The sequence below is a fragment of the Cyanobium sp. BA20m-p-22 genome (assembly GCF_024346275.1).
GTDB lineage: Bacteria > Cyanobacteriota > Cyanobacteriia > PCC-6307 > Cyanobiaceae > Cyanobium_A.
Map to the genome: position 1 here is coordinate 1 of NZ_JAGQCQ010000034.1, position 18,034 is coordinate 18,034.

Genomic DNA, 18,034 nt, shown 5'->3' on the forward strand with positions numbered 1-18,034 from the left:
GGCCAGGCTGGGGAAGAGGCGGGCCTGCTCGAGCACCCAGGCCCCGTGCACCGCCAGGAGCCGGGCCTCTGCGCCCAGGTGGTCGCAGCGGGGGGCCACCAGACGCAGCTCGGCGACTTCGAAATTGGCGCAGAGCCTGGCGACGCTGCCCACATTCAACGGGCCTGCGGGCTCCACCAGCACCACCACGAGTTCGCTCGGCCTGCTCACACCAGACCGTTCAGGTAGGCCAGCAGGTCTGCCATGGCCTGGGGTTCGGGCTGGAATCGGGGCATCGGCGGGGTGCGCCCACTGACCACCTGCTGGATCAGCTGGCGCGAATTTTTGCGTTCGGCCACGCCGTGCAGGTTGGGCCCCACCAGCCCCTGGCCGGCAATGCCGTGGCAGCCGGCACAGTTGACTCGGAACAGCAGGCCGCCGTTTTCAGCCGAACCGCTGAGCCCCAGGGTGGAGCTGGTGTAGGGGTCGGCCTGGGCTGCCGGCAGCACCAGTAACAGGGCCACGATGCAGGCCGCAGCGGCCATGCCCACCAGGGCAACCACCAGGCCGCGGCGGCCCGGGGCGGCCTGCGCTGGGGCGGGTTCAGATGGCGCTACTTCAAGCGGTAGGGGTGGACCAGTCACAGTTGGTGCAGAAGGCTCGCGATTGGGGCCATGGGCGTGAAAGAATTGAATTCAGATAGCTGCAGTAGCCCCTCCATGATCGAACCCCTGCTCTGCGGCATTGTGCTCGGTCTGATACCAGTCACCCTCGCCGGATTGTTTGTAGCGGCCTGGAACCAGTATCGCCGCGGCACCCTGCTCGACTGAGATCCCCCAGCCCTGAGTCTAGGGCTGGTTGAGCAGTATCAAGCCCGTGCTGCCATAGGTTCTCTGGTCAGCCAGGTGCCAGCCATCAGGGATGGCTGGCATGGCCTTGGTGGCGCATTCCAATACCAGGGTTCCACCGGGCCTGAGCCAGCTTCCTGCGGCCACCTTTGCGGCGATGGCTGGGTAGAGCCCCGCGGCGTAGGGCGGATCGGCATAGATCAGATCAAAGCCCTCCTGACTAGTGGCTGCGAGCCAGCGGCATACCTCGCGGCAGTGCACGTCCCACTGGGCCATTGAGGGCCCCAGGCCCAGGCCCACCGCATCGAGATTGGCCTTGGCGACGGCGGCGATGCGGCAGTCCTGCTCAATCGCCACAACCCGCAGGGCCCCCCTTTGCAGGGCCTCGCATGCCATCACGCCGCTGCCGCTACACAGGTCCAGCCAGGCACAGCCGGGCAACTCTGCCGCCAGGAGGTTCATCACCGCCAGGCGCACCCGGGAGCTGGTGGGCCTGGCGGTGTTTCCAGGTGGACTCTGCAGACGGCGACCACCGCTCAGCCGCAGGCTCATAGGCGGCCCAGCCAGGCCAGCCAGCGGCGCAGGATGGCCTCTCCGTGGGGTCCGGATTTCTCCGGGTGAAACTGGCAGGCGCCAATGGCTCCCTGCCAAACCGCGGCTGTGACGGCGGTGTCGCCGAAGCCCACAAGGGCGGTGTTGCAGGCCCCATCGCTGGGATCGGCGGCATAGGAGTGCACGAAGTACACCCAGCTCTCGGGGGCGTCGGCGGGCAGCAGGGGGCTGGGGCTGGAGGGGATCAGCGGCGCCCAGCCCATGTGGGGTATCGGTTGGTCCGGGTGACGCGGCAGGGCCCGCACCCGACCCTTGAGCAGGCCCAAGCCGGCAGCTGTGCCCTCATCGCTGGCCTCAAATAGCAGCTGGAGGCCAAGGCAGATGCCCAGCAGCGGCCGCCCTGCTGCGCACCAGGAGCTGATTGCGGTGGCCAGGCCCCCCTGGCGCAACCGCTCCATGGCCGGGTCGAAGGCCCCCACCCCCGGCAGCACCAGGGCCGTGCAGCCCTCCATCTCCTCGGCGCCATGCACGGTCTGCACTGAAGCGCCCAGACGTTCGAAGCCCCGCTGCACCGAGTGCAGGTTGCCCATGCCGTAATCGATCAGGCCAAGGCGACTCATGGTTGGGGGGCGGGTTTGCGGCGGCCGGGCTGCTCCAATGCCTGGTCGGGCGGCAGGGCCAGGTCGTTGAGCTGTTCGAGCAGTTGATAGAGCCGGCCGATGCGGCGCCGGTTGAAGTGGAAGTAGAGGCAGGGGCGCAGCAGGCCATGGTCGTCGACGGTCTCGCTGGCCTGGATCATCCCCTGATCCACCAGGTCGTCAAAGCGGTGATTGAGGTCGTCGAGCTGCTCGGCCTGGAGGGGGGCTTTGAGCAGGAGCTCGATGCGGTCGTCGCCGAGGCGGGCTGAATGGAACAGGCGGTAGAAGTGGCTGATGCGCTCCACCGCCTCTTCAGCGCTGTGGGCTTCAATCAGCAGGTCACCGTCTTCAGGAGAGATCAGCCCCCGGGCGGCGAGCCCCTGGTTGACATCCCGTTGCCAGCCGCTCCAGAAGGCGTCGCCTGGGGGGGCTAGCAGCACCAGGGGAATCGGCGGGGTGCGGCCTGTCTGGATGAGGGTGAGTGATTCGAATAATTCATCCAGGGTGCCGAAACCGCCGGGTAAAACCACCAGGGCATCGCTTTCCCGCAGAAAGAAGAGTTTGCGGGTGAAGAAATAGCGGAAGTGCAGCAGTCGGCCGCCGCAGCTGCTGACAAAGCGGTTGGGGTGCTGCTCAAAGGGCAGGTCCACATTGAGGCCAATGCTCGCTTCGCAGCCCGCGCCACTGTTGGCGGCTTCCATGATGCCGCCGCCGGCCCCGGTCATCACCTCAAAACCCGCCTCAACGGCGCTGCGGGCCAGCTGTTCGGCCAGCTCGTAGCAGGCATCGCTGGCCACGGTGCGGGCTGAGCCGAAGACTGTGATCTTGCGGGTATCCCGGTGGGGCTGGAACACCTCCAGGGCTTCGCTGATGTCAGCGAGGGCCCCACTGACCAGTCGCCATTCCTGGTAGCCGCGTTCGCGGCTACCGATCTGCAACAACGACACCAGAGATCGCTCAATCAGGTGCCGTTGGGGGTGGTTTTCGAGTTCCTGGGTCAGGGCCTGGAGCGGACTCTGACCGAAGCGGGATGGGTCGCTCAGAGGTATTTGGAAATAGTGCCCGAGAGGGTGGTTTTGGGAACCGCACCCACGACGGTGTCTACCTTCTGGCCGCCCTTGAAGATCATCAGGGTCGGGATGCTGCGGATGCCGTACTGGCTGGCGACGTTGGGGTTTTCGTCGGTGTTGAGCTTGAACACCTTGATTTTGCCCTCGAATTCGCTGGCGATCTCGTCGACGATCGGCGCCACCATGCGGCAGGGTCCGCACCAGGGTGCCCAGAAATCAATCAGCACGGGCAAGTCACTCTTGAGCACGTCCTGCTCAAAGGAAGCATCAGTGACAGCAGCAGAGCTAGACATCCTTGCAGGATCAGGGTTCTGCGAATCTAGCAAGGTTGTTGGCACCCATCCAGCAGCTTTGCAGGCCGTTATCAGGGCTGGATTGGGATGGGTGGGGGGAAGACAAAAAGCCCGGAAGCACCGGGCCGGAGGGTGTGAGGAGTGTGTGAGCCGAAGCTCGCACATGTTCACGCTAATCCCGCGCCCTATTTGCCCATGCCGAGCTGCTGGGCCTTCTGATACACCTTGCCCTCGGTCAGCAGGGAAGGGGCCACTACCACCTCCACCCCATGCATCTCCTTGAGGGTGCGGGCCCCCAGGGTGCCCATGGAGGTGCGGATGCAGCCCAGCAGGTTTTGGGTGCCGTCGTCGAGGCAGGCCGGGCCGCGCAGGATTGTCTCGATGCTGCCGGTGGTGCCCACCTTGATGCGGGTGCCGCGGGGGAGCAGGGGGCTGGGGGTGGCCATGCCCCAGTGGAAGCCTCGCCCGGGGGCTTCACTGGCGCGGGCGATGGGAGAGCCGATCATCACGGCGTCGGCGCCGCAGGCAAGACACTTGCAGATGTCGCCACCGGTGACGATGCCCCCATCGGCCACGATCGGCACGTAGCGGCCGCTCTCGGCCAGGTATTCGTTGCGGGCGGCGGCGCAGTCGGCCACGGCGGTGGCCTGGGGGATGCCGATGCCCAGCACTCCCCGGCTGGTGCAGGCGGCTCCCGGGCCGATGCCGACCAACACGCCGGCGGCGCCAGCCCGCATCAGCTTGAGGGCCACGTCGTAGGTCACGCAGTTGCCGATCACCACCGGCACGCCGAAGGTGCGACAGAGAACCTCCAGATCCAGGCTGGCCTGGCCTTCGGGGCCGAGGTGTTCGGTACTCACCACCGTGGCCTGGACAAAGAACAGGTCGGCGCCGGCCTCGGCGATCGCCGTGCCGAATTTCAGGGCGGCCATCGGGGTGGCGCTGACAGCGGCGATGCCGCCCCCCGCCTTGATCTCGGCGATCCGCTGGCGGATCAGGTCTTCGCGCACTGGCTGGCTGTAGAGATCCTGCATCAGCGGCACGAACTCCTGATTGCCCACCGCCGCAATCCGATCCAGCACGGGATTGGGATCGTCGTAGCGGCACTGCACCCCTTCCAGGTTCAGAACCCCCAGGGCGCCCTGCCGGCTGAGCTCGACCGCCATCGCCACATCCACCACGCCATCCATGGCACTGGCGATGATCGGGATCTCCCGAGCGATGCCGCCCAGGCTCCAGCTGCTGTCGGTTATGGCGGGATCAACTGTGCGACTCCCCGGCACCAGGGCGATCTCGTCGATGCCGTAGGCCCGGCGAACGGTACGGGAGCGACCGAGCTGAATATCCACCTGGAGATTACGGGTTCGGGCCAAGCTATCAACCGGCGCGCTGCCAATTGCCTGGTTTTGTCAGGGTTCAGCCCTGGCCGCGAAAGGATTTCCAGCGCTTGCTGAGGCCGCCCAGCAGTTGCTCGCGCTCGCTGCTGCGCAACAGTTTGGGTACGCCGTAGCGCACCATCCAGACCACACCGGCCAGTTCCAGCAGGCCGGGAACCAGCGGCAGGCTCTCGATGGCCCCAAGCAGGGCGGCATAGATCCTCAAGACCAGCAGCACTCCCACCAGGCCCGCTAGCAGGGTGACTGGCTTGCTCGCCTGGGCCCAGAGACTCTGGAGTTGGCCCTGATTGAGCCATTCGCGCAGTTTCTGCAGCAGCAGCTCCCATTCGCCCCCTTCGCCGCTGTTGGGTCCATCGCCACCAGGCTCTGCCTGGGCAAGGAGCGGGGCGGCACTGGCTTCCACACTCAAGGTGGTCGCCACGCTCGGCTCGGGAGCTTGTTCGGGAGCTTGTTCGGGGTCTGGGCCCCCATTCCCGTTTTCAGGGGTTGCGTTCACGGGGGCAGGGTTATGGGTGGATTCAGCCATGGCCCAAGTTTACGGCCGCTGGGCGTCCCGCCACCAGCTAGGCCTCTATCGGTAGCAGGCTGGCCCGCGAACTCAGCGCTGCGGCGGGCAACCTCAGGGGGAATTCGCCGCAGCACAGGGCCCCCACCAGGGCCTCTGCAATCGCGGCCGCCAGCCGCGGGCTGTGGGAGGGGGCGCAGGCCACGGGCTGCCCCTTCAAGCTGATCTCGCCGCTGAGTAGCTCGGCGTAGGTGACGGAGGCCAGCTTCGGTTTGACCCGGCGGGGCACCGAGAGGTCGAGCACCGGGACCTCCAGCTGCTCAGGACCGGTGGCCGCCTGAAGCGCCACCCTGGCGTTGACCAGGGGCACCGGCGCCGCGATTGCCACCAGCAGGGCGCTGCCATGGCCTTCAAAAAAACAGGGACGTACCCATTCCGGCCGCAGGTCGTGCAGGTCGACGCTGACCGCGGCGGCGGCCCCTGGGGTGCGGGCATGGCCGCTGGCCTGGCGCTTGCAGCCCGGCTGGTGGCCGCTGCCCGCCCCAACCACCCAACCCAGTCCACCTCCCACCAGCACCGGTGAGCCGGGCCCCAGCAGGGAGAGCCCGGGCATGGTGAGGCCAATGCTGCCAGCGCCGCCGCAGTTGTAAAGGGCATTTGCGGCCTTTCCCAGCAGGGTGCCGTAGGGGCTCGGGCAGGGACCTTCGGCCCGGTTGACCGCCACTACCCCATTTTCGCTGATGGCCCGGTGCAGCAGCAACCGGCCCGCGCCGATCTGCTCGAGGCTGAGCTCGGTGTGCAGTTCCCGGCGGGGGTGCAGTGGGGTGGCCTCACCGCTGGCATTGAACGGCAGCGATTGGCCCTCCAGCAGGGCCCTGAGCAGCTGGGCGCCGCTCAGGGCGGCCCCCTCCCCCAGGCCGCCGCCGATCGGTAACACCAGCTCGCCACTGCCGCAGCCGGTCAGCCCGGGCACGCCCGCCAGGAGGCCGGTGCGCAGGCGGATCGGCGGATCGGTGGGGCCGAGGCTCAAGACCAGGCAGCCCTGATCCATGAAGCCCGCATCGGCCGCCACCACCACATCGGTGGCGGCATAGGCCTCGGCCAGGCCCACCTCTCGCACCAGGTCGCGATATTCGGCGGCGACCCGCACCCGCAGCTCGCCTTGCTCCTGCCGCTGGCGCAGCTCGCCCTCCTGGCGCGGCGGGCACTGCAGCTGGGATTTCGGCAGGGATTGGGGCAGCGAATGGGGTGGGAATTCAGGGGCGGTCATGGCGCCATTGGGCGGGATCCGGGCAATCCCCCGGAGGTTCGATAAACTGTCTTTTGATCAATGCGGTCATCCATGGCGGACCCCAGCGGACCCGGTGCTGATTCACCGGGGGAGTCCGGCGGTAGCGGCAATTCGCGGATCATCCAGACCGATCTGCGCAATGAAATGTCGCGCTCCTATTTGGAGTATGCGATGAGTGTGATCGTGGGCCGGGCCCTGCCCGATGCCCGCGATGGTCTCAAGCCGGTGCACCGGCGCATTCTCTACGCGATGTATGAGCTGGGTCTGACCAGTGACCGCCCTTACCGCAAATGCGCCAGGGTGGTGGGTGAAGTGCTCGGCAAGTACCACCCCCACGGCGACACGGCGGTGTACGACGCCCTGGTGCGGATGGCCCAGGACTTCAACATGCGCATGCCCCTGGTCAACGGGCACGGCAACTTCGGCTCGGTGGATGGTGATCCCCCGGCCGCCATGCGCTACACCGAATCGCGGTTGCAGGCGCTCACCACCGACAGCCTGCTCGACGACATCGAGGCCGAGACGGTCGACTTCGCCGACAACTTTGACGGCTCCCAGCAGGAGCCCACCGTGATGCCGGCGCGGATTCCGCAGCTGCTGCTCAACGGCTCCACCGGCATCGCCGTGGGCATGGCGACCAACATCCCACCCCACAACCTCACCGAGCTGATCGACGGCACCCTGGCGCTGATCGCCAACCCCGACATCGACGATCTGCAGTTGATGGCGATCATCCCGGGGCCCGACTTCCCCACGGGAGGCCAGATCCTGGGTCGCCGCGGTATCCGTGACACCTACACCACCGGTCGCGGTTCAGTGACCATGCGGGGCGTCGCCTCAGTTGAAACGCTGGAGGTGAAGGGCCGCCCCGACCGGGATGCGGTGATCATCACCGAATTGCCCTTCCAAACCAACAAGGCCTCGCTGATTGAGCGGATCGCCGAGCTGGTTAACGACAAGAAACTGGAGGGGATCTCTGATATCCGCGATGAATCCGACCGGGACGGCATGCGGATCGTGATCGAACTGCGGCGGGACGCCTACCCCCAGGTGGTGCTCAACAACCTGTTCAAACTCACGCCACTGCAAAATAATTTTAGCGCCTACATGTTGGCGCTGGTGAAGTCAGAGCCGGTGCTGCTCACCCTGCGCAAGATGCTGCAGGTGTTTCTCGACTTCCGCATCGAGACGATCGAGCGGCGCACCCGCTACTTCCTGCGCAAAGCCGAGGAGCGCGACCACATCTTGCTGGGCCTGCTGCTGGCCCTAGATCAACTCGATCCGATCATTGCCCTTATCCGGGCTGCCTCCGATGCGGCCACGGCCCGCGTGCAGCTGCAGGAGCGCCACGGCCTCAGTGAGATCCAGGCCGACGCCATCCTGCAGATGCAGCTGCGGCGACTGACGGCCCTCGAGGCCGACAAGATCCGCCTTGAGCATGAGGATTTAGTCGCCAAGATTGCCGACTACAAAGACATCCTGGCCAATCGCGAGCGCGTACTCACGATCATCACCGAAGAGCTCGGTGCTATCCGCACTCGCTACCACTCGCCCCGCCGCACCGAGATCCTCGACCTCGAAGGCGGCCTCGAAGACATCGATCTGATCGCCAACGAACGCTCGGTGGTGCTGCTCACGGAGAACGGCTACCTCAAGCGGATGCCCGTGAGCGAATTTGAAGCCACCAGCCGCGGCACCCGCGGCAAGGCCGGCACCAAGACCCAGGGTGAAGAGGCGGTGCGGCTCTTTATCAGCTGCAACGACCACGACAACCTGCTGCTGTTTTCTGATCGGGGTGTCGTTTACACCGTGCCCGCCTACCGGGTGCCGATCTGCAGCCGGGCCGCCAAGGGCACCCCGATCGTGCAGATGCTGCCGATCCCCCGCGAGGAGCAGATCACCTCGCTGCTGGCGGTGAGTGAATTTGCTGAAGACGCCGTGCTGGTGATGCTCACCAGTGGCGGCACGATCAAGCGAACCCGCCTCTCGACCTTCGCCAACATTCGCTCCAATGGCTTGATTGCCATCGATCTGGTGGAGGGCGATGCCCTCACCTGGGTGCGGCTGGCCCTGCCCGGCGACAGCATCCTGATCGGATCGCGCAACGGCATGACGATCCACTTCCGGCTCACCGATGAGGAGCTGCGTCCCCTGGGCCGCACGGCCCGCGGCGTGCGTGCCATGAACCTGCGCCCCGGCGACCAGCTGGTGAGCATGGATGTGCTGCCCGCCGAGCTGGCCGACCAGGTGGCCAGCGCCTCCGTAGGGGATGACACCCCTGATGACGAGGCTGAAGAGGTGGCCCCCAGCGAGGGTCCCTGGGTGCTGGTGGCTGCCGCCAGCGGCCTGGGCAAGCGGGTGCCGGTGGATCAATTCCGGCTGCAGAAGCGCGCTGGCATGGGCCTGCGGGCGATCAAGTTTCGCCATAAGGGCGATGTGTTGGTGGGGCTGAAGGTGCTCGGCGCCGGTGAGGAGCTGCTGCTGGTGAGCGAGAAGGGGGTGATCGTGCGCACCCAGGCCGATGCCATTCCCCAGCAGTCCCGCGCCGCCACCGGCGTGCGCCTGCAGAAGCTGGATGCCGGCGACCGGCTCACCGAGGTGGTGCTGGTGCCGCCGGCGCCGGAGGAGGAAGAGGCCGCCCCCACCGAGCCTGGGGAAGCCGTCGTCATCACCACTGAAGAGTGAAAAGCGAATACGGCTTTTTGCCGTATTATCAATTCACCCGGTTAGCTGTGAAGTCGTGGCCGTCGATGAGCGCCTGGATCTCAAGCTCAGCGCTGCAGACAAGCAGCTCTTTGCCCAGGCGGCTGCCATCGAAGGGGTGACCATGGCTGCTTTTGTGCGCTTGGCGGCCAAGCAGCGTGCCACTGAAGCCATTGAGCGCGATCAGCAGATCACCCTGTCTCAACGGGATTTCAAGGCCTTTCATGCGGCCATAGCTCAAACGTTTGAGCCGAATGCGGCCCTACGGGATGCGTTGGAGCGGGCCCGCACACGCGTGAGCCGTGTTTGAGGAGCAGCAGCTCGACCCCATCCGTCACAACCGCAAGGCGTTCTCTTGTGGTGAGCCTGCCCTCGATCGCTTTCTGAAACAGCAGGCGCACCAAAACATGCGCCGTGGTGTGAGCCAGACGTTCGTGCTCGTCCCGCCAGATGCTCCTGCGGAGATTGCGGGGTTCTACACGCTGGCACCGGCGGAGGTCACGTTGGCCGATCTGCAGCCTGGCGATGCCAAGCCACTGCCTCCCTATCCGGTGCCCTGTTTTCGAATCGGACGGCTGGCCCGGGATCAGCGCTGGCACGGGAATGGTCTCGGCCCCCTGTTGCTGGGCTTGGCCGTGCAGCGGTGCCTCAACGCCAAGCGCTCGGTCGGAGGCTATGCCCTAGTCGTCGATGCCAAGACTCCCGCAGCTGCAGCGTTCTATGCGCACCATGGTTTTCGTTCTTTTCAGGACACACCACGAAGCCTCTATTTGCCCCTGTGATGCAGCATGAGCTTTCTCCGTTCCGCCTTGATGCCCACTGATGTGACGGTGGTGGTGCTGGGGGGGGGGCCCGCAGCCCTGTGTATCGCCGCCGCCCTGGCTGAGCAGGGCCTGGCGGTGGCGCTGCTGGCCCCCCACGATGCCCGCGCCCCCTGGCCGAACACCTACGGCATCTGGGGAGAGGAGGTGGACGCCCTCGGCCTGGGCCACCTGCTGGAGCACCGCTGGAGCAACACGCTGAGCTACTTCGGCAGCGGCGCAGCCGATCCGGCCGACCCGGCCAACCAGGCCACGCAGCACCGGCGCGACTACGGCCTGTTCAACCGCTCGGCCCTGCAGGGGCAATGGCTGGAGGCCTGCGCCCGCGGCGGCGTGGCCATCCTGCAGGGACAGGCCACGGACTTCGAGCTGGAGCCAGATTGTGGAGGCGGGGCAAGTTCTGCTGAAGATAACTCTGGATGCGGCATGACCGTGCTGCGCTGCGCTGACGGCAGCCGCCTGCGCACCCGTCTGCTGGTGGATGCCACCGGCCATCAGCCGGTGTTTGTGCAACGGCCTGACGCAGGCCCGGTGGCAGGTCAGGCGGCCTACGGGATCACGGGCCGCTTTTCAGCGCCACCGGTGGAGGCCGGCCAATTCGTGCTGATGGACTACCGCTGCGATCACCTCAGTGCGGCTGAGCGGGCCGAGCCCCCCACCTTTCTCTATGCCATGGACCTGGGCGAGGGACGCTTCTTTGTGGAGGAGACCTCCCTGGCCCTGGCGCCACCGGTGCCCTACGCCACGCTCAAGCAGCGCCTAGAGCGGCGGCTAGCCCATCGCGGCGTCGCCGTGCTGGAGGTGGAGCACGAGGAGTTCTGCCTGTTTCCGATGAACCTGCCTTTGCCGGATTTGCAGCAGCCGGTGCTCGGCTTTGGCGGGGCGGCCTCGATGGTCCACCCAGCCTCGGGCTACATGGTGGGCTCGCTGCTGCGACGCGCGCCGGCGGTGGCAGCGGCGGTGGCGGCGCTGCTGCGGGCCGAGCCGCAGGCCGGTTCAGCCCGTCTGGCCCAGGCGGGCTGGCAGGCGCTCTGGCCCCTTGAGCTACGCCGAAAGCACGCCCTCTATCAGTTTGGGCTGGAGAAGCTGATGCGCTACCCCGAACCCCAGCTGCGGGCCCACTTCGCCACCTTCTTCTCCCTGCCCAATGAGCAGTGGTATGGCTTTTTGGCAAACACGGCCACGGTGCCCGAACTGCTGGCGGCGATGGTGCGCCTGTTTGCTTCGGCGCCCTGGAGCGTGAAGGCCGCTCTGATGGCCCAGCGGGGGCGGGAGTGGGCGCTGGGGATGCGGTTGCTGTGGCCGGCCGGGCTGTGATGGGGCCGTGAGTGCGCGCATCAGCTCCGCATCGGCACCCAGTCGGCCGCGTTCAGCAGGGGGAAGAGCCCATCTTCGATGCTGATCGCTTTGAGCCATTGCGCTGGCAGCTCGGTGCCGTTGTCGATCGCATCGATCAGGCGCCAGAAGCGATCGAGGTGACGCTCGATCCGCTCCTTGGCCAGTTCGGTGGTGGTGCCTGCCCGCAGGATGAAGCTCCAGTCGGAGCTCTGGGCCAGCAGTAGCTCCCTGCCGGCCTGGGTCAGCAGGCCGCGCTGGGCCTCGCTGCCAACGCCCTGCTGCACCCGTCGCACCATTGCCTGGGAGGCCCGTTGCCATTCGGCCACCACCCAGGCGTTGGTGTCGTTTAGCCAGTAGTCGTGGTACCCCCCCTGGCCCCAGCTGCTGGGGGAGGGGCGGCATACCTGCAGCGGCTCGTCGCCGCTGAGGGCTTCCCGCAGAGTCACCAGGCGCACCCCCGCGCTTTCCGCTTGACGGAACAGGGCGGCCAGGAATTGGGGACCCTCAAACCACCAGTGGCCGAACAGTTCGGCGTCGAAGGGAGCCACCAGCAGGGGCCGGCGCTCCATCGAGCTCGCCAGGCCGGTGAGCTCCTCGGCCCGGCCCTCCAGGTAGGCGGCGGCATGGTGCTCGATCCGCTCGGCTGCGACCGCGGGCTCGTAGGGCTGTTTTTGTTCGAGCGGGCAGCCCTGGGCCGTTACCCGGTGCAGTTTCAGGCCCAGGGGCCGGCGGCTGCGGATGCCGTGGCCGGTGAGTTCGGCTTCGGGCAGGTCCCAGCCCAGGTCCCGGTGGAATTCCCGGTAGGCGCCGTCGCCTGGATAGCCCTCGCGGGCGCTCCACACCGGCAGGGTGGCGCTGCTGTCGCGGCCGAAGAAGGCCGCCCCCGCCGGCGAGCAGATCGGCGCAAACACCCCGTAGCGGGGCCGCGGCAGGGCATGCAGCAGCCCGTGGCCATCGAGCACCGAATAGCGCAGGCCGCAGGCCACCAGCTGCTCGTCTAGGCCCTCGTAGTAGGCGCACTCCGGCAGCCAGATCCCCAGGGGGCGCTGCCCGAGCAGGCGTTCATGTTCCCGTACAGCCGTCACCAGCTGGGCCCGCACCGCCTCAGGCACCTGGCGCAGCAGGGGCAGGTAGCCGTGGGTGGCGCCACAGGTGATCAGGTCGAGCACACCCAGTTGCTGCAGCCGCTGGAAGCGTGGGATCAGCTCAGCCCCGATCTGATTCCACTGGCTCACCACCGCGGCCAGTTGTTGGCCCAGGTGGGCGGCGGCCGCCTCGAGACCCTCCGGTGCCTGTAGCAGCAACTCCTGCCGCACGGCAATCCAGGGCAAAAAGCGAGCGTTGAGCTGGCGATCTGCCAGGAGCGACAACAGGGTGGGCGAGAGGCCGAGGGTGAGTCGGGGGCGCTGGAGCCGGTTGGCGGCGGCGGCCTCCAACACCGCTAATAGGGGTAGGTAGCACTCCTGGAGTGCCTGGAAATACCAGTCTTCCTCCAGCGACCCAGGTTCGTTCGAGCGAACGTAGGGGAGATGGGCGTGAAGGACGAGGGCCAGATCGCCTGCGGCCATGACCATCCAGCGGTCTTATCACTTTAGGCGCAACCCCCTTTGGCTCTGCCGCGGCCGCAGGGCAGGCGCCCGCCTAGAGTGGGGCTAACTCATAGTCATTCCGCCTAGAGGCGTAGTTATGGCCCGCGACCCCGGCCGCGTACTGATCTTCGACACCACCTTGCGCGATGGCGAGCAGTCGCCCGGCGCCAGCTTGAACCTCGAGGAAAAACTGGCGATCGCCCAGCAGCTGGCCAGGTTGAACGTCGACATCATCGAGGCCGGCTTCCCCTTTGCCAGCCCGGGTGACTTCAACGCCGTGCAGCGCATTGCCGCCACGGTCGGCACCCCTGATGGGCCCACTATCTGCGGCCTGGCCCGGGCGGCGGCCGGCGACATCAAGGCCTGCGCCGACGCGGTGGCGCCCGCCGCGAAGCGGCGCATCCACACCTTTCTGGCCACCAGCGACATTCACCTGGAGTACAAGCTGCGCAAGAGTCGCGCTGAGGTGCTTGCGATCACCGCCGAAATGGTGGCCTACGCCCGCTCCCTGGTTGAGGATGTGGAGTTTTCCTGCGAGGACGCCGGCCGCAGCGATCCGGAGTTCATGCACCAGGTGATCGAGGCGGCGATCAGTGCCGGGGCCACCACCATCAACATCCCCGACACGGTGGGGTATGCCACACCGGCGGAATTCGGCGCGCTGATCGCCGGCATCAACGCCAGCGTGCCCAACATTGACCAGGCCGTGATCTCGGTGCATGGCCACAACGACCTGGGCCTGGCGGTGGCCAACTTCCTCGAAGCCGTCAAGAATGGCGCCCGCCAACTCGAATGCACCATCAATGGCATCGGCGAGCGGGCCGGCAATGCCTCGCTCGAGGAGCTGGTGATGGCCCTGCACGTGCGCCGCAGCTACTTCAACCCTTTTCTGGGCCGACCCGCCGCGAGCACCGAGCCGATCACGGGGGTGCGCACCGAAGAGATCACCAAGACCTCGCGGCTGGTGAGCAACCTCACCGGCATGGCGGTGCAGCCCAACAAGGCGATCGTGGGCGCCAACGCCTTCGCCCATGAATCGGGCATCCACCAGGACGGCGTGCTCAAGCATCGCCTCACCTACGAGATCATCGACGCCCGCACCGTCGGTTTGGCCGACAACCGCATCTCCCTGGGCAAGTTGAGCGGCCGCAGCGCCTTCCGGGCCCGGCTCGAGGAGCTGGGCTACAGCCTGGAGCGCCACGACCTCGACGACGCCTTCGCCCGCTTCAAGGAGCTTGCCGACCGCAAGCGTGAGATCGGCGACCGGGATCTCGAGGCGATCGTCAGCGAGCAGGTGCAGCAGCAGGACAACGGCAGCTACACCCTCAAGAGCGTGCAGGTGAGCTGCGGCACTGGCTTGCAGCCCACAGCCACCGTCACCCTGGTGACGGCCGATGGCGCCGAACTCAGCGAGGCTGCGATCGGCACCGGGCCGGTGGATGCGGTGTGCCAGGCGCTCAATCGCCTGGCCCAGGTGCCCAATGAGCTTGTGGAGTTTTCGGTGAAATCGGTGACCGAAGGCATCGATGCCATGGGCGATGTGACGATTCGCCTGCGCCATCAGGGGGTGCTGTATTCAGGCCACTCCGCCGACACCGACATCGTGGTGGCCGCGGCCCAGGCCTTTGTCAATGCCCTAAATCGGCTGCTGGCCGGGGCCCAGCACCAGCCCTTGCACCCCCAGAAAGCACCGCTGCCCGCCCTGGCTGACTTGCCCCTGGCCGATCGACCCAGGGTTTGAACCAGCCCATGCCCGTACCCCTGCACCCCCGCCAGCCCAGGACCCGCAACCTGCCGCTGGCGGCCGCCGCCCAGCTGATCCTGCTGTTGCTGGTGGCCCTGGCCATGCTGGTGCCCCTGCTCTGGCTGGTGAGCACCTCGCTCAAGGGTCCTGCTGAAAACATCTTCACCAGCCCGCCGGCCCTGCTGCCAGCCCAGCCCAGCCTGGAGGCCTACACGCGCCTGTTCGGTGAGAACCCGATCCTCACCTACCTGCTCAACAGCACCATCGTCAGCGCCCTGGCCGTGCTGGCAAATCTGCTCTTCTGCTCCCTGGCGGCCTACCCCCTGGCGCGGATGCGCTTCAAGGGGCGGGGCCTGGTGCTGGCCCTGGTGGTGGCCACGATCCTGATCCCCTTCCAGGTGGTGATGATTCCCCTCTACCTGCTGATGGTGCAGATCGGGCTGCGCAACACCCTCTGGGCCCTAATCATTCCCCAGGCGGCTACGGCCTTTGGTATTTACATGCTGCGTCAGAGCTTCCTGGGGGTGCCGGTGGAGCTGGAGGAGGCGGCCCGCTGTGACGGTTGCACGCCCCTGGGGGAGTGGTGGAACGTGATGATTCCGGCGGCCCGGGCCGACCTGATCACCCTGGCGATGTTCGTATTCATCGGCACCTGGAGCGATTTCCTCTGGCCCCTGGTGATCCTCGATGAACCCGAGCTCTACACCCTGCCCCTGGGCCTGCAGCAGCTGGCCAGCAGTTTTTCCCTCGACTGGCGCCTGGTGGCCGCAGGCTCAGTGATTTCGATCCTGCCGGTGCTGGTGCTGTTCATCGGGCTCCAGCAATACATCCTGCCAAGTGCCAGCGGCGATGCGGTGAAGGGCTGACTTGGAAATAGGGGTTAAGGCTCAATTGGCTGGTGTGGCCGGCTTGAGGGGCGGCAACGGCGCCAGGGGTGGTTCGTCGCTCAGGGGGGCGGGAGCGGCTTCGGTGGCCTGGTTGCCGCGCAGCCTGCGCAGCTCCTGAGAGAGGTTGGCGTTCGCGCTGCTCAAGGCATCGATGCGAGCACTGTTGCGTTCCACCACCTGCAGCCGCTCCACCGTGGTGCGCAGCTGCTGCTCGAGCCCAGCGGTGCGCTCAAGGGCCCTGGCGTTCTCAAGACCTTGCACCTGCTCCTGAAGCTGGCGAATGGCAGCGCTCTGTTGCCGGGTTTTGCCCACCATCACCACGAACAGCACCAGGAGCATGGCGGTCACTCCGGCCTGGAGCCAGGGAACCCAGGCCAGGGGTGTGCCGTTGGCTGCGGAGTTGTCGGGGGCTGGAGTCATCAAGGCTGGCAGCTGATTGTGGTTCGATCCTGGCGGGCCGGCTGGCGTTTGTCAGGCATTGGTGGGGGGCTGGCTGCCTGGGCAGAACGCCTAGGGTCGGCGGATCCCCAAGGATTCAGTCTTCCGATGCAATCTCCCATGCGCTCAGGCGCAGACAACGGCTTCGGCGGACTCTGGCAATTGATCTTCGCAGCCATCCTGGGGGGATTGGTGCTGCTTTCGCAGACGGTATTCATAGTGCCGGCCGGGAACGTGGCCGTTGTCACAACCCTCGGCAAGGTCACCGGACAACCGCGGCAGCCAGGGGCCAACCTCAAGATTCCCCTGGCCCAGAGCACCTCCCTGTTTGATGTGCGCACCCAGGTGCGGCCGGAGCAGTTCTCAACCCTCACCAAGGACCTCCAGGTGATCCAGGCCACTGCCACGGTGAAGTACGCCATGAAGCCAGCCGAGGCGGGCCGTGTCTACGAAACAATCGCCACCGACGACCAACAAATTTATCCGCGGGTGATCCAGCCCTCCCTGCTCAAGGCCCTCAAATCGGTGTTCTCCCAGTACGAACTGGTGACCATCGCCACGGAGTGGAACTCCATCTCTGAGCTGGTGCAGGAAAAGGTGGCCGACGAGCTGCGCAAATTTGACTACGTGAGCGTGCAGGGCCTCGACCTCACCGGCCTGCAGATCGCCGAGGAGTATCGCGCCGCCATCGAGCAGAAGCAGATCGCCGAGCAGCAGTTGCTGCGGGCCCAGACCGAAGTGCTGATCGCCGAGCAGGAGGCAAAGCGCTACGAGACCCTGAATTCCAGCCTCGATGACCAGGTGCTCTACAAGCTCTTCCTCGACAAGTGGGATGGCCAGACCTCCGTGGTGCCGGCCCTGCCTGGTACTGCTGGTGGCGGCACCCCGGTGATCGTCAACTCTCGCCGCCCGTAAAAGCGAGCTGGCCTCAGTTGGCTCTTTGCAGATAGGTGCGCAGGTGTTTGGGGAGCGCTCTAGCAAGGGCCTCCTCGGGCCTGAGCCAATGGCAGCTCTTGATCTCCAGGCCATCGACCATGACCTTCGGCTGGCGGTTTGGATGCCAGGCAAAGATCGTCACCGTGTTCTGCCCGCCCGCCGACATTTCGGTGAGTTGCCAGGGATCCTGGAGCTCCTGCGCCGCCACCTGGATCGCCACTTCCTCCTCCAGCTCCCGTATCGCCGCCTGCAGCGGCGTCTCCCCGGCTTCGATTCCGCCGCCGGGCAACGACAACTCCCTGCGATAGCTGGTTTCCACCAGCAACACTCGCCCTTGCCACCAGATGGCCACCAGGGCCCCGTGGGTGTGGGGTTTAGCCACCAGCCGATAGGTTTCATACAACCCGGCGGCCAGTCGGTAGAGATGCAGCCGGGCAACGGCTCGCTTCAGCAGGGACCGCATGCCCATATCCACCGTCTTTATGCCCACCATGCTGCCGTCCGCCGTCGATTGGACCACCTGCCCAGTGGGGCCGACCGCCTGGTTCTCGCTGCGGGACTCCCTGCTGCAGCTGCTCACCACCCCAGCCATGCTGCTGCCTCTGGTGGCGAGTCTGGTTCTGGTGCTCTGTGTCACGGCCCGCCTCGGCTGGGCCTGGCGGGCCCTGCTCCCGGGCCTGGCCGTGCTGCTCGCATCCCTGCTCTACAGCCCGCTGACCACCGCCGGGCTCAGCTACTGGCTCGACAGCCAGTTGCCGCCGCCCCATCGCCCATCCTCAGGGCCGGCCTTGGCCGTGCTGGTGGGCCGGGGCCCGGACATCGCTGCGGCCACCACCGCCCAGGCGGCGCGCCTGCTGGGCCAGGGCCGGGTGCAACAGATATACGTTTCTGGGGACACGCCGGCCACGGCCCAGCGCCTCCTTGAGCTCGGCGTGCCCCCAGGCCGCATCTCCGGGGACAGCTGCGCCAGCACCACCTGGGAAAACGCCAGCCTCACCGGCGCCT

Annotated in this window: 21 protein-coding genes; 9 read left to right on the forward strand and 12 right to left on the reverse strand. The window is 66.6% G+C overall.

Annotation, left to right across the window (positions count from 1 at the left end; translation table 11 throughout):
• Together KBZ15_RS04685 and KBZ15_RS04690 are read right to left on the reverse strand one after the other, a co-directional pair.
• Window positions 1-210 (reverse strand): TrmH family RNA methyltransferase (locus KBZ15_RS04685; RefSeq protein WP_315859849.1); only part of this gene is annotated, 210 nt, incomplete at its 3' end.
• A complete protein-coding gene (locus tag KBZ15_RS04690) occupies window positions 207-623 on the reverse strand; it encodes a c-type cytochrome (RefSeq protein ID WP_396123401.1) in 417 nt (138 codons plus the stop codon). The genes KBZ15_RS04685 and KBZ15_RS04690, both read right to left, overlap by 4 nt.
• A gap of 75 nt (window positions 624-698) precedes the next feature.
• Between KBZ15_RS04690 and petG the strand changes: the two genes are divergently transcribed.
• Window positions 699-809 carry a cytochrome b6-f complex subunit V gene (petG, locus tag KBZ15_RS04695; RefSeq protein ID WP_094559756.1) on the forward strand — a complete coding sequence of 37 codons (111 nt, stop codon included), beginning with the start codon at window positions 699-701 and terminating at the stop codon, window positions 807-809.
• Between the two features lie 18 nt (window positions 810-827).
• Here the strand turns inward: petG and rsmD are convergent, their stop codons facing one another.
• The 7 genes from rsmD to KBZ15_RS04730 all read right to left on the reverse strand — a co-directional run bounded on the left by rsmD (window position 828) and on the right by KBZ15_RS04730 (window position 6,552).
• Window positions 828-1,379: a 16S rRNA (guanine(966)-N(2))-methyltransferase RsmD gene (rsmD, locus tag KBZ15_RS04700; protein WP_255013775.1), complete on the reverse strand. Its 552-nt coding sequence runs from the start codon at window positions 1,377-1,379 to the stop codon at window positions 828-830.
• On the reverse strand, window positions 1,376-1,999 hold the full coding sequence (hisH, locus tag KBZ15_RS04705; protein ID WP_255013776.1) for an imidazole glycerol phosphate synthase subunit HisH: 624 nt from the start codon (window positions 1,997-1,999) through the stop codon (window positions 1,376-1,378). Before hisH ends, rsmD begins: the two co-directional genes overlap by 4 nt.
• Window positions 1,996-2,964 (reverse strand): TIGR00730 family Rossman fold protein, encoded by a 969-nt coding sequence (locus KBZ15_RS04710; protein WP_255013778.1) that lies wholly within the window; start codon window positions 2,962-2,964, stop codon window positions 1,996-1,998. Before KBZ15_RS04710 ends, hisH begins: the two co-directional genes overlap by 4 nt.
• 92 nt (window positions 2,965-3,056) lie before the next feature.
• A complete protein-coding gene (gene trxA, locus KBZ15_RS04715) occupies window positions 3,057-3,380 on the reverse strand; it encodes a thioredoxin (RefSeq protein ID WP_254930097.1) in 324 nt (107 codons plus the stop codon).
• A 185-nt stretch (window positions 3,381-3,565) separates the two neighbouring features.
• Window positions 3,566-4,729, reverse strand: a complete 1,164-nt coding sequence (locus tag KBZ15_RS04720) for a GuaB3 family IMP dehydrogenase-related protein (RefSeq protein WP_255013802.1) — start codon at window positions 4,727-4,729, stop codon at window positions 3,566-3,568.
• Window positions 4,730-4,796: 67 nt separating this feature from the next.
• Window positions 4,797-5,273: a CAAD domain-containing protein gene (locus tag KBZ15_RS04725; protein WP_255013780.1), complete on the reverse strand. Its 477-nt coding sequence runs from the start codon at window positions 5,271-5,273 to the stop codon at window positions 4,797-4,799.
• A 67-nt stretch (window positions 5,274-5,340) separates the two neighbouring features.
• Window positions 5,341-6,552 (reverse strand): homocysteine biosynthesis protein, encoded by a 1,212-nt coding sequence (locus KBZ15_RS04730; protein WP_255013782.1) that lies wholly within the window; start codon window positions 6,550-6,552, stop codon window positions 5,341-5,343.
• Window positions 6,553-6,624: 72 nt separating this feature from the next.
• Here KBZ15_RS04730 and gyrA point away from each other — a divergent pair, with 72 nt between their 5' ends.
• From gyrA to crtL, 4 genes are read left to right on the forward strand one after another with little or no spacing between them, the layout of a single operon-like run.
• Window positions 6,625-9,258 (forward strand): DNA gyrase subunit A, encoded by a 2,634-nt coding sequence (gene gyrA, locus KBZ15_RS04735; RefSeq protein ID WP_255013783.1) that lies wholly within the window; start codon window positions 6,625-6,627, stop codon window positions 9,256-9,258.
• Between the two features lie 55 nt (window positions 9,259-9,313).
• On the forward strand, window positions 9,314-9,586 hold the full coding sequence (locus KBZ15_RS18510; RefSeq protein ID WP_255013784.1) for a DUF1778 domain-containing protein: 273 nt from the start codon (window positions 9,314-9,316) through the stop codon (window positions 9,584-9,586).
• The gene (locus KBZ15_RS04745; protein WP_255013785.1) at window positions 9,579-10,058 is read left to right on the forward strand and encodes a GNAT family N-acetyltransferase; all 480 of its coding nucleotides are present in this window, start codon (window positions 9,579-9,581) and stop codon (window positions 10,056-10,058) included. Before KBZ15_RS18510 ends, KBZ15_RS04745 begins: the two co-directional genes overlap by 8 nt.
• Window positions 10,059-10,064: 6 nt before the next feature.
• Window positions 10,065-11,414: a lycopene beta cyclase gene (gene crtL / locus KBZ15_RS04750; RefSeq protein WP_255013786.1), complete on the forward strand. Its 1,350-nt coding sequence runs from the start codon at window positions 10,065-10,067 to the stop codon at window positions 11,412-11,414.
• Between the two features lie 20 nt (window positions 11,415-11,434).
• Here the strand turns inward: crtL and KBZ15_RS04755 are convergent, their stop codons facing one another.
• Window positions 11,435-13,003, reverse strand: a complete 1,569-nt coding sequence (locus KBZ15_RS04755) for a glycoside hydrolase family 57 protein (protein ID WP_255013788.1) — start codon at window positions 13,001-13,003, stop codon at window positions 11,435-11,437.
• A gap of 118 nt (window positions 13,004-13,121) precedes the next feature.
• Here KBZ15_RS04755 and KBZ15_RS04760 point away from each other — a divergent pair, with 118 nt between their 5' ends.
• Together KBZ15_RS04760 and KBZ15_RS04765 are read left to right on the forward strand one after the other, a co-directional pair.
• Window positions 13,122-14,765 carry a 2-isopropylmalate synthase gene (locus KBZ15_RS04760; protein WP_255013789.1) on the forward strand — a complete coding sequence of 548 codons (1,644 nt, stop codon included), beginning with the start codon at window positions 13,122-13,124 and terminating at the stop codon, window positions 14,763-14,765.
• 8 nt (window positions 14,766-14,773) lie between these two features.
• Window positions 14,774-15,634 (forward strand): carbohydrate ABC transporter permease, encoded by an 861-nt coding sequence (locus KBZ15_RS04765; protein ID WP_255013791.1) that lies wholly within the window; start codon window positions 14,774-14,776, stop codon window positions 15,632-15,634.
• A gap of 21 nt (window positions 15,635-15,655) precedes the next feature.
• Here KBZ15_RS04765 and KBZ15_RS04770 read toward each other — a convergent pair whose 3' ends face one another.
• Complete coding sequence (locus KBZ15_RS04770; RefSeq protein ID WP_255013793.1) at window positions 15,656-16,075, reverse strand: hypothetical protein; 420 nt, start codon at window positions 16,073-16,075, stop codon at window positions 15,656-15,658.
• A gap of 138 nt (window positions 16,076-16,213) precedes the next feature.
• Between KBZ15_RS04770 and KBZ15_RS04775 the strand changes: the two genes are divergently transcribed.
• The gene (locus KBZ15_RS04775) at window positions 16,214-17,008 is read left to right on the forward strand and encodes a prohibitin family protein (protein ID WP_396123402.1); all 795 of its coding nucleotides are present in this window, start codon (window positions 16,214-16,216) and stop codon (window positions 17,006-17,008) included.
• A gap of 13 nt (window positions 17,009-17,021) precedes the next feature.
• Here KBZ15_RS04775 and KBZ15_RS04780 read toward each other — a convergent pair whose 3' ends face one another.
• Window positions 17,022-17,492, reverse strand: a complete 471-nt coding sequence (locus tag KBZ15_RS04780) for an NUDIX hydrolase (protein ID WP_255013797.1) — start codon at window positions 17,490-17,492, stop codon at window positions 17,022-17,024.
• On the opposite strand from KBZ15_RS04780, the gene KBZ15_RS04785 reads away from it, so the two are divergent.
• Window positions 17,491-18,034, forward strand: a 544-nt coding sequence (locus KBZ15_RS04785; RefSeq protein ID WP_255013799.1) for a hypothetical protein, incomplete at its 3' end; no start/stop codon positions are given. The genes KBZ15_RS04780 and KBZ15_RS04785 overlap by 2 nt on opposite strands.

What these genes read in the sequence shown, in the direction of transcription:
- petG (WP_094559756.1), top strand. Translation starts at nt 699, where the DNA reads ATGATCGAACCCCTGCTCTGCGGCATTGTGCTCGGTCTGATACCAGTC.
- rsmD (WP_255013775.1), bottom strand. Translation starts at nt 1,379, where the DNA reads ATGAGCCTGCGGCTGAGCGGTGGTCGCCGTCTGCAGAGTCCACCTGGA.
- hisH (WP_255013776.1), bottom strand. Translation starts at nt 1,999, where the DNA reads ATGAGTCGCCTTGGCCTGATCGATTACGGCATGGGCAACCTGCACTCG.
- trxA (WP_254930097.1), bottom strand. Translation starts at nt 3,380, where the DNA reads ATGTCTAGCTCTGCTGCTGTCACTGATGCTTCCTTTGAGCAGGACGTG.
- KBZ15_RS04730 (WP_255013782.1), bottom strand. Translation starts at nt 6,552, where the DNA reads ATGACCGCCCCTGAATTCCCACCCCATTCGCTGCCCCAATCCCTGCCG.
- gyrA (WP_255013783.1), top strand. Translation starts at nt 6,625, where the DNA reads ATGGCGGACCCCAGCGGACCCGGTGCTGATTCACCGGGGGAGTCCGGC.
- crtL (WP_255013786.1), top strand. Translation starts at nt 10,065, where the DNA reads ATGAGCTTTCTCCGTTCCGCCTTGATGCCCACTGATGTGACGGTGGTG.
- KBZ15_RS04755 (WP_255013788.1), bottom strand. Translation starts at nt 13,003, where the DNA reads ATGGCCGCAGGCGATCTGGCCCTCGTCCTTCACGCCCATCTCCCCTAC.
- KBZ15_RS04760 (WP_255013789.1), top strand. Translation starts at nt 13,122, where the DNA reads ATGGCCCGCGACCCCGGCCGCGTACTGATCTTCGACACCACCTTGCGC.
- KBZ15_RS04765 (WP_255013791.1), top strand. Translation starts at nt 14,774, where the DNA reads ATGCCCGTACCCCTGCACCCCCGCCAGCCCAGGACCCGCAACCTGCCG.
- KBZ15_RS04770 (WP_255013793.1), bottom strand. Translation starts at nt 16,075, where the DNA reads ATGACTCCAGCCCCCGACAACTCCGCAGCCAACGGCACACCCCTGGCC.
- KBZ15_RS04775 (WP_396123402.1), top strand. Translation starts at nt 16,214, where the DNA reads ATGCGCTCAGGCGCAGACAACGGCTTCGGCGGACTCTGGCAATTGATC.
- KBZ15_RS04780 (WP_255013797.1), bottom strand. Translation starts at nt 17,492, where the DNA reads ATGCGGTCCCTGCTGAAGCGAGCCGTTGCCCGGCTGCATCTCTACCGA.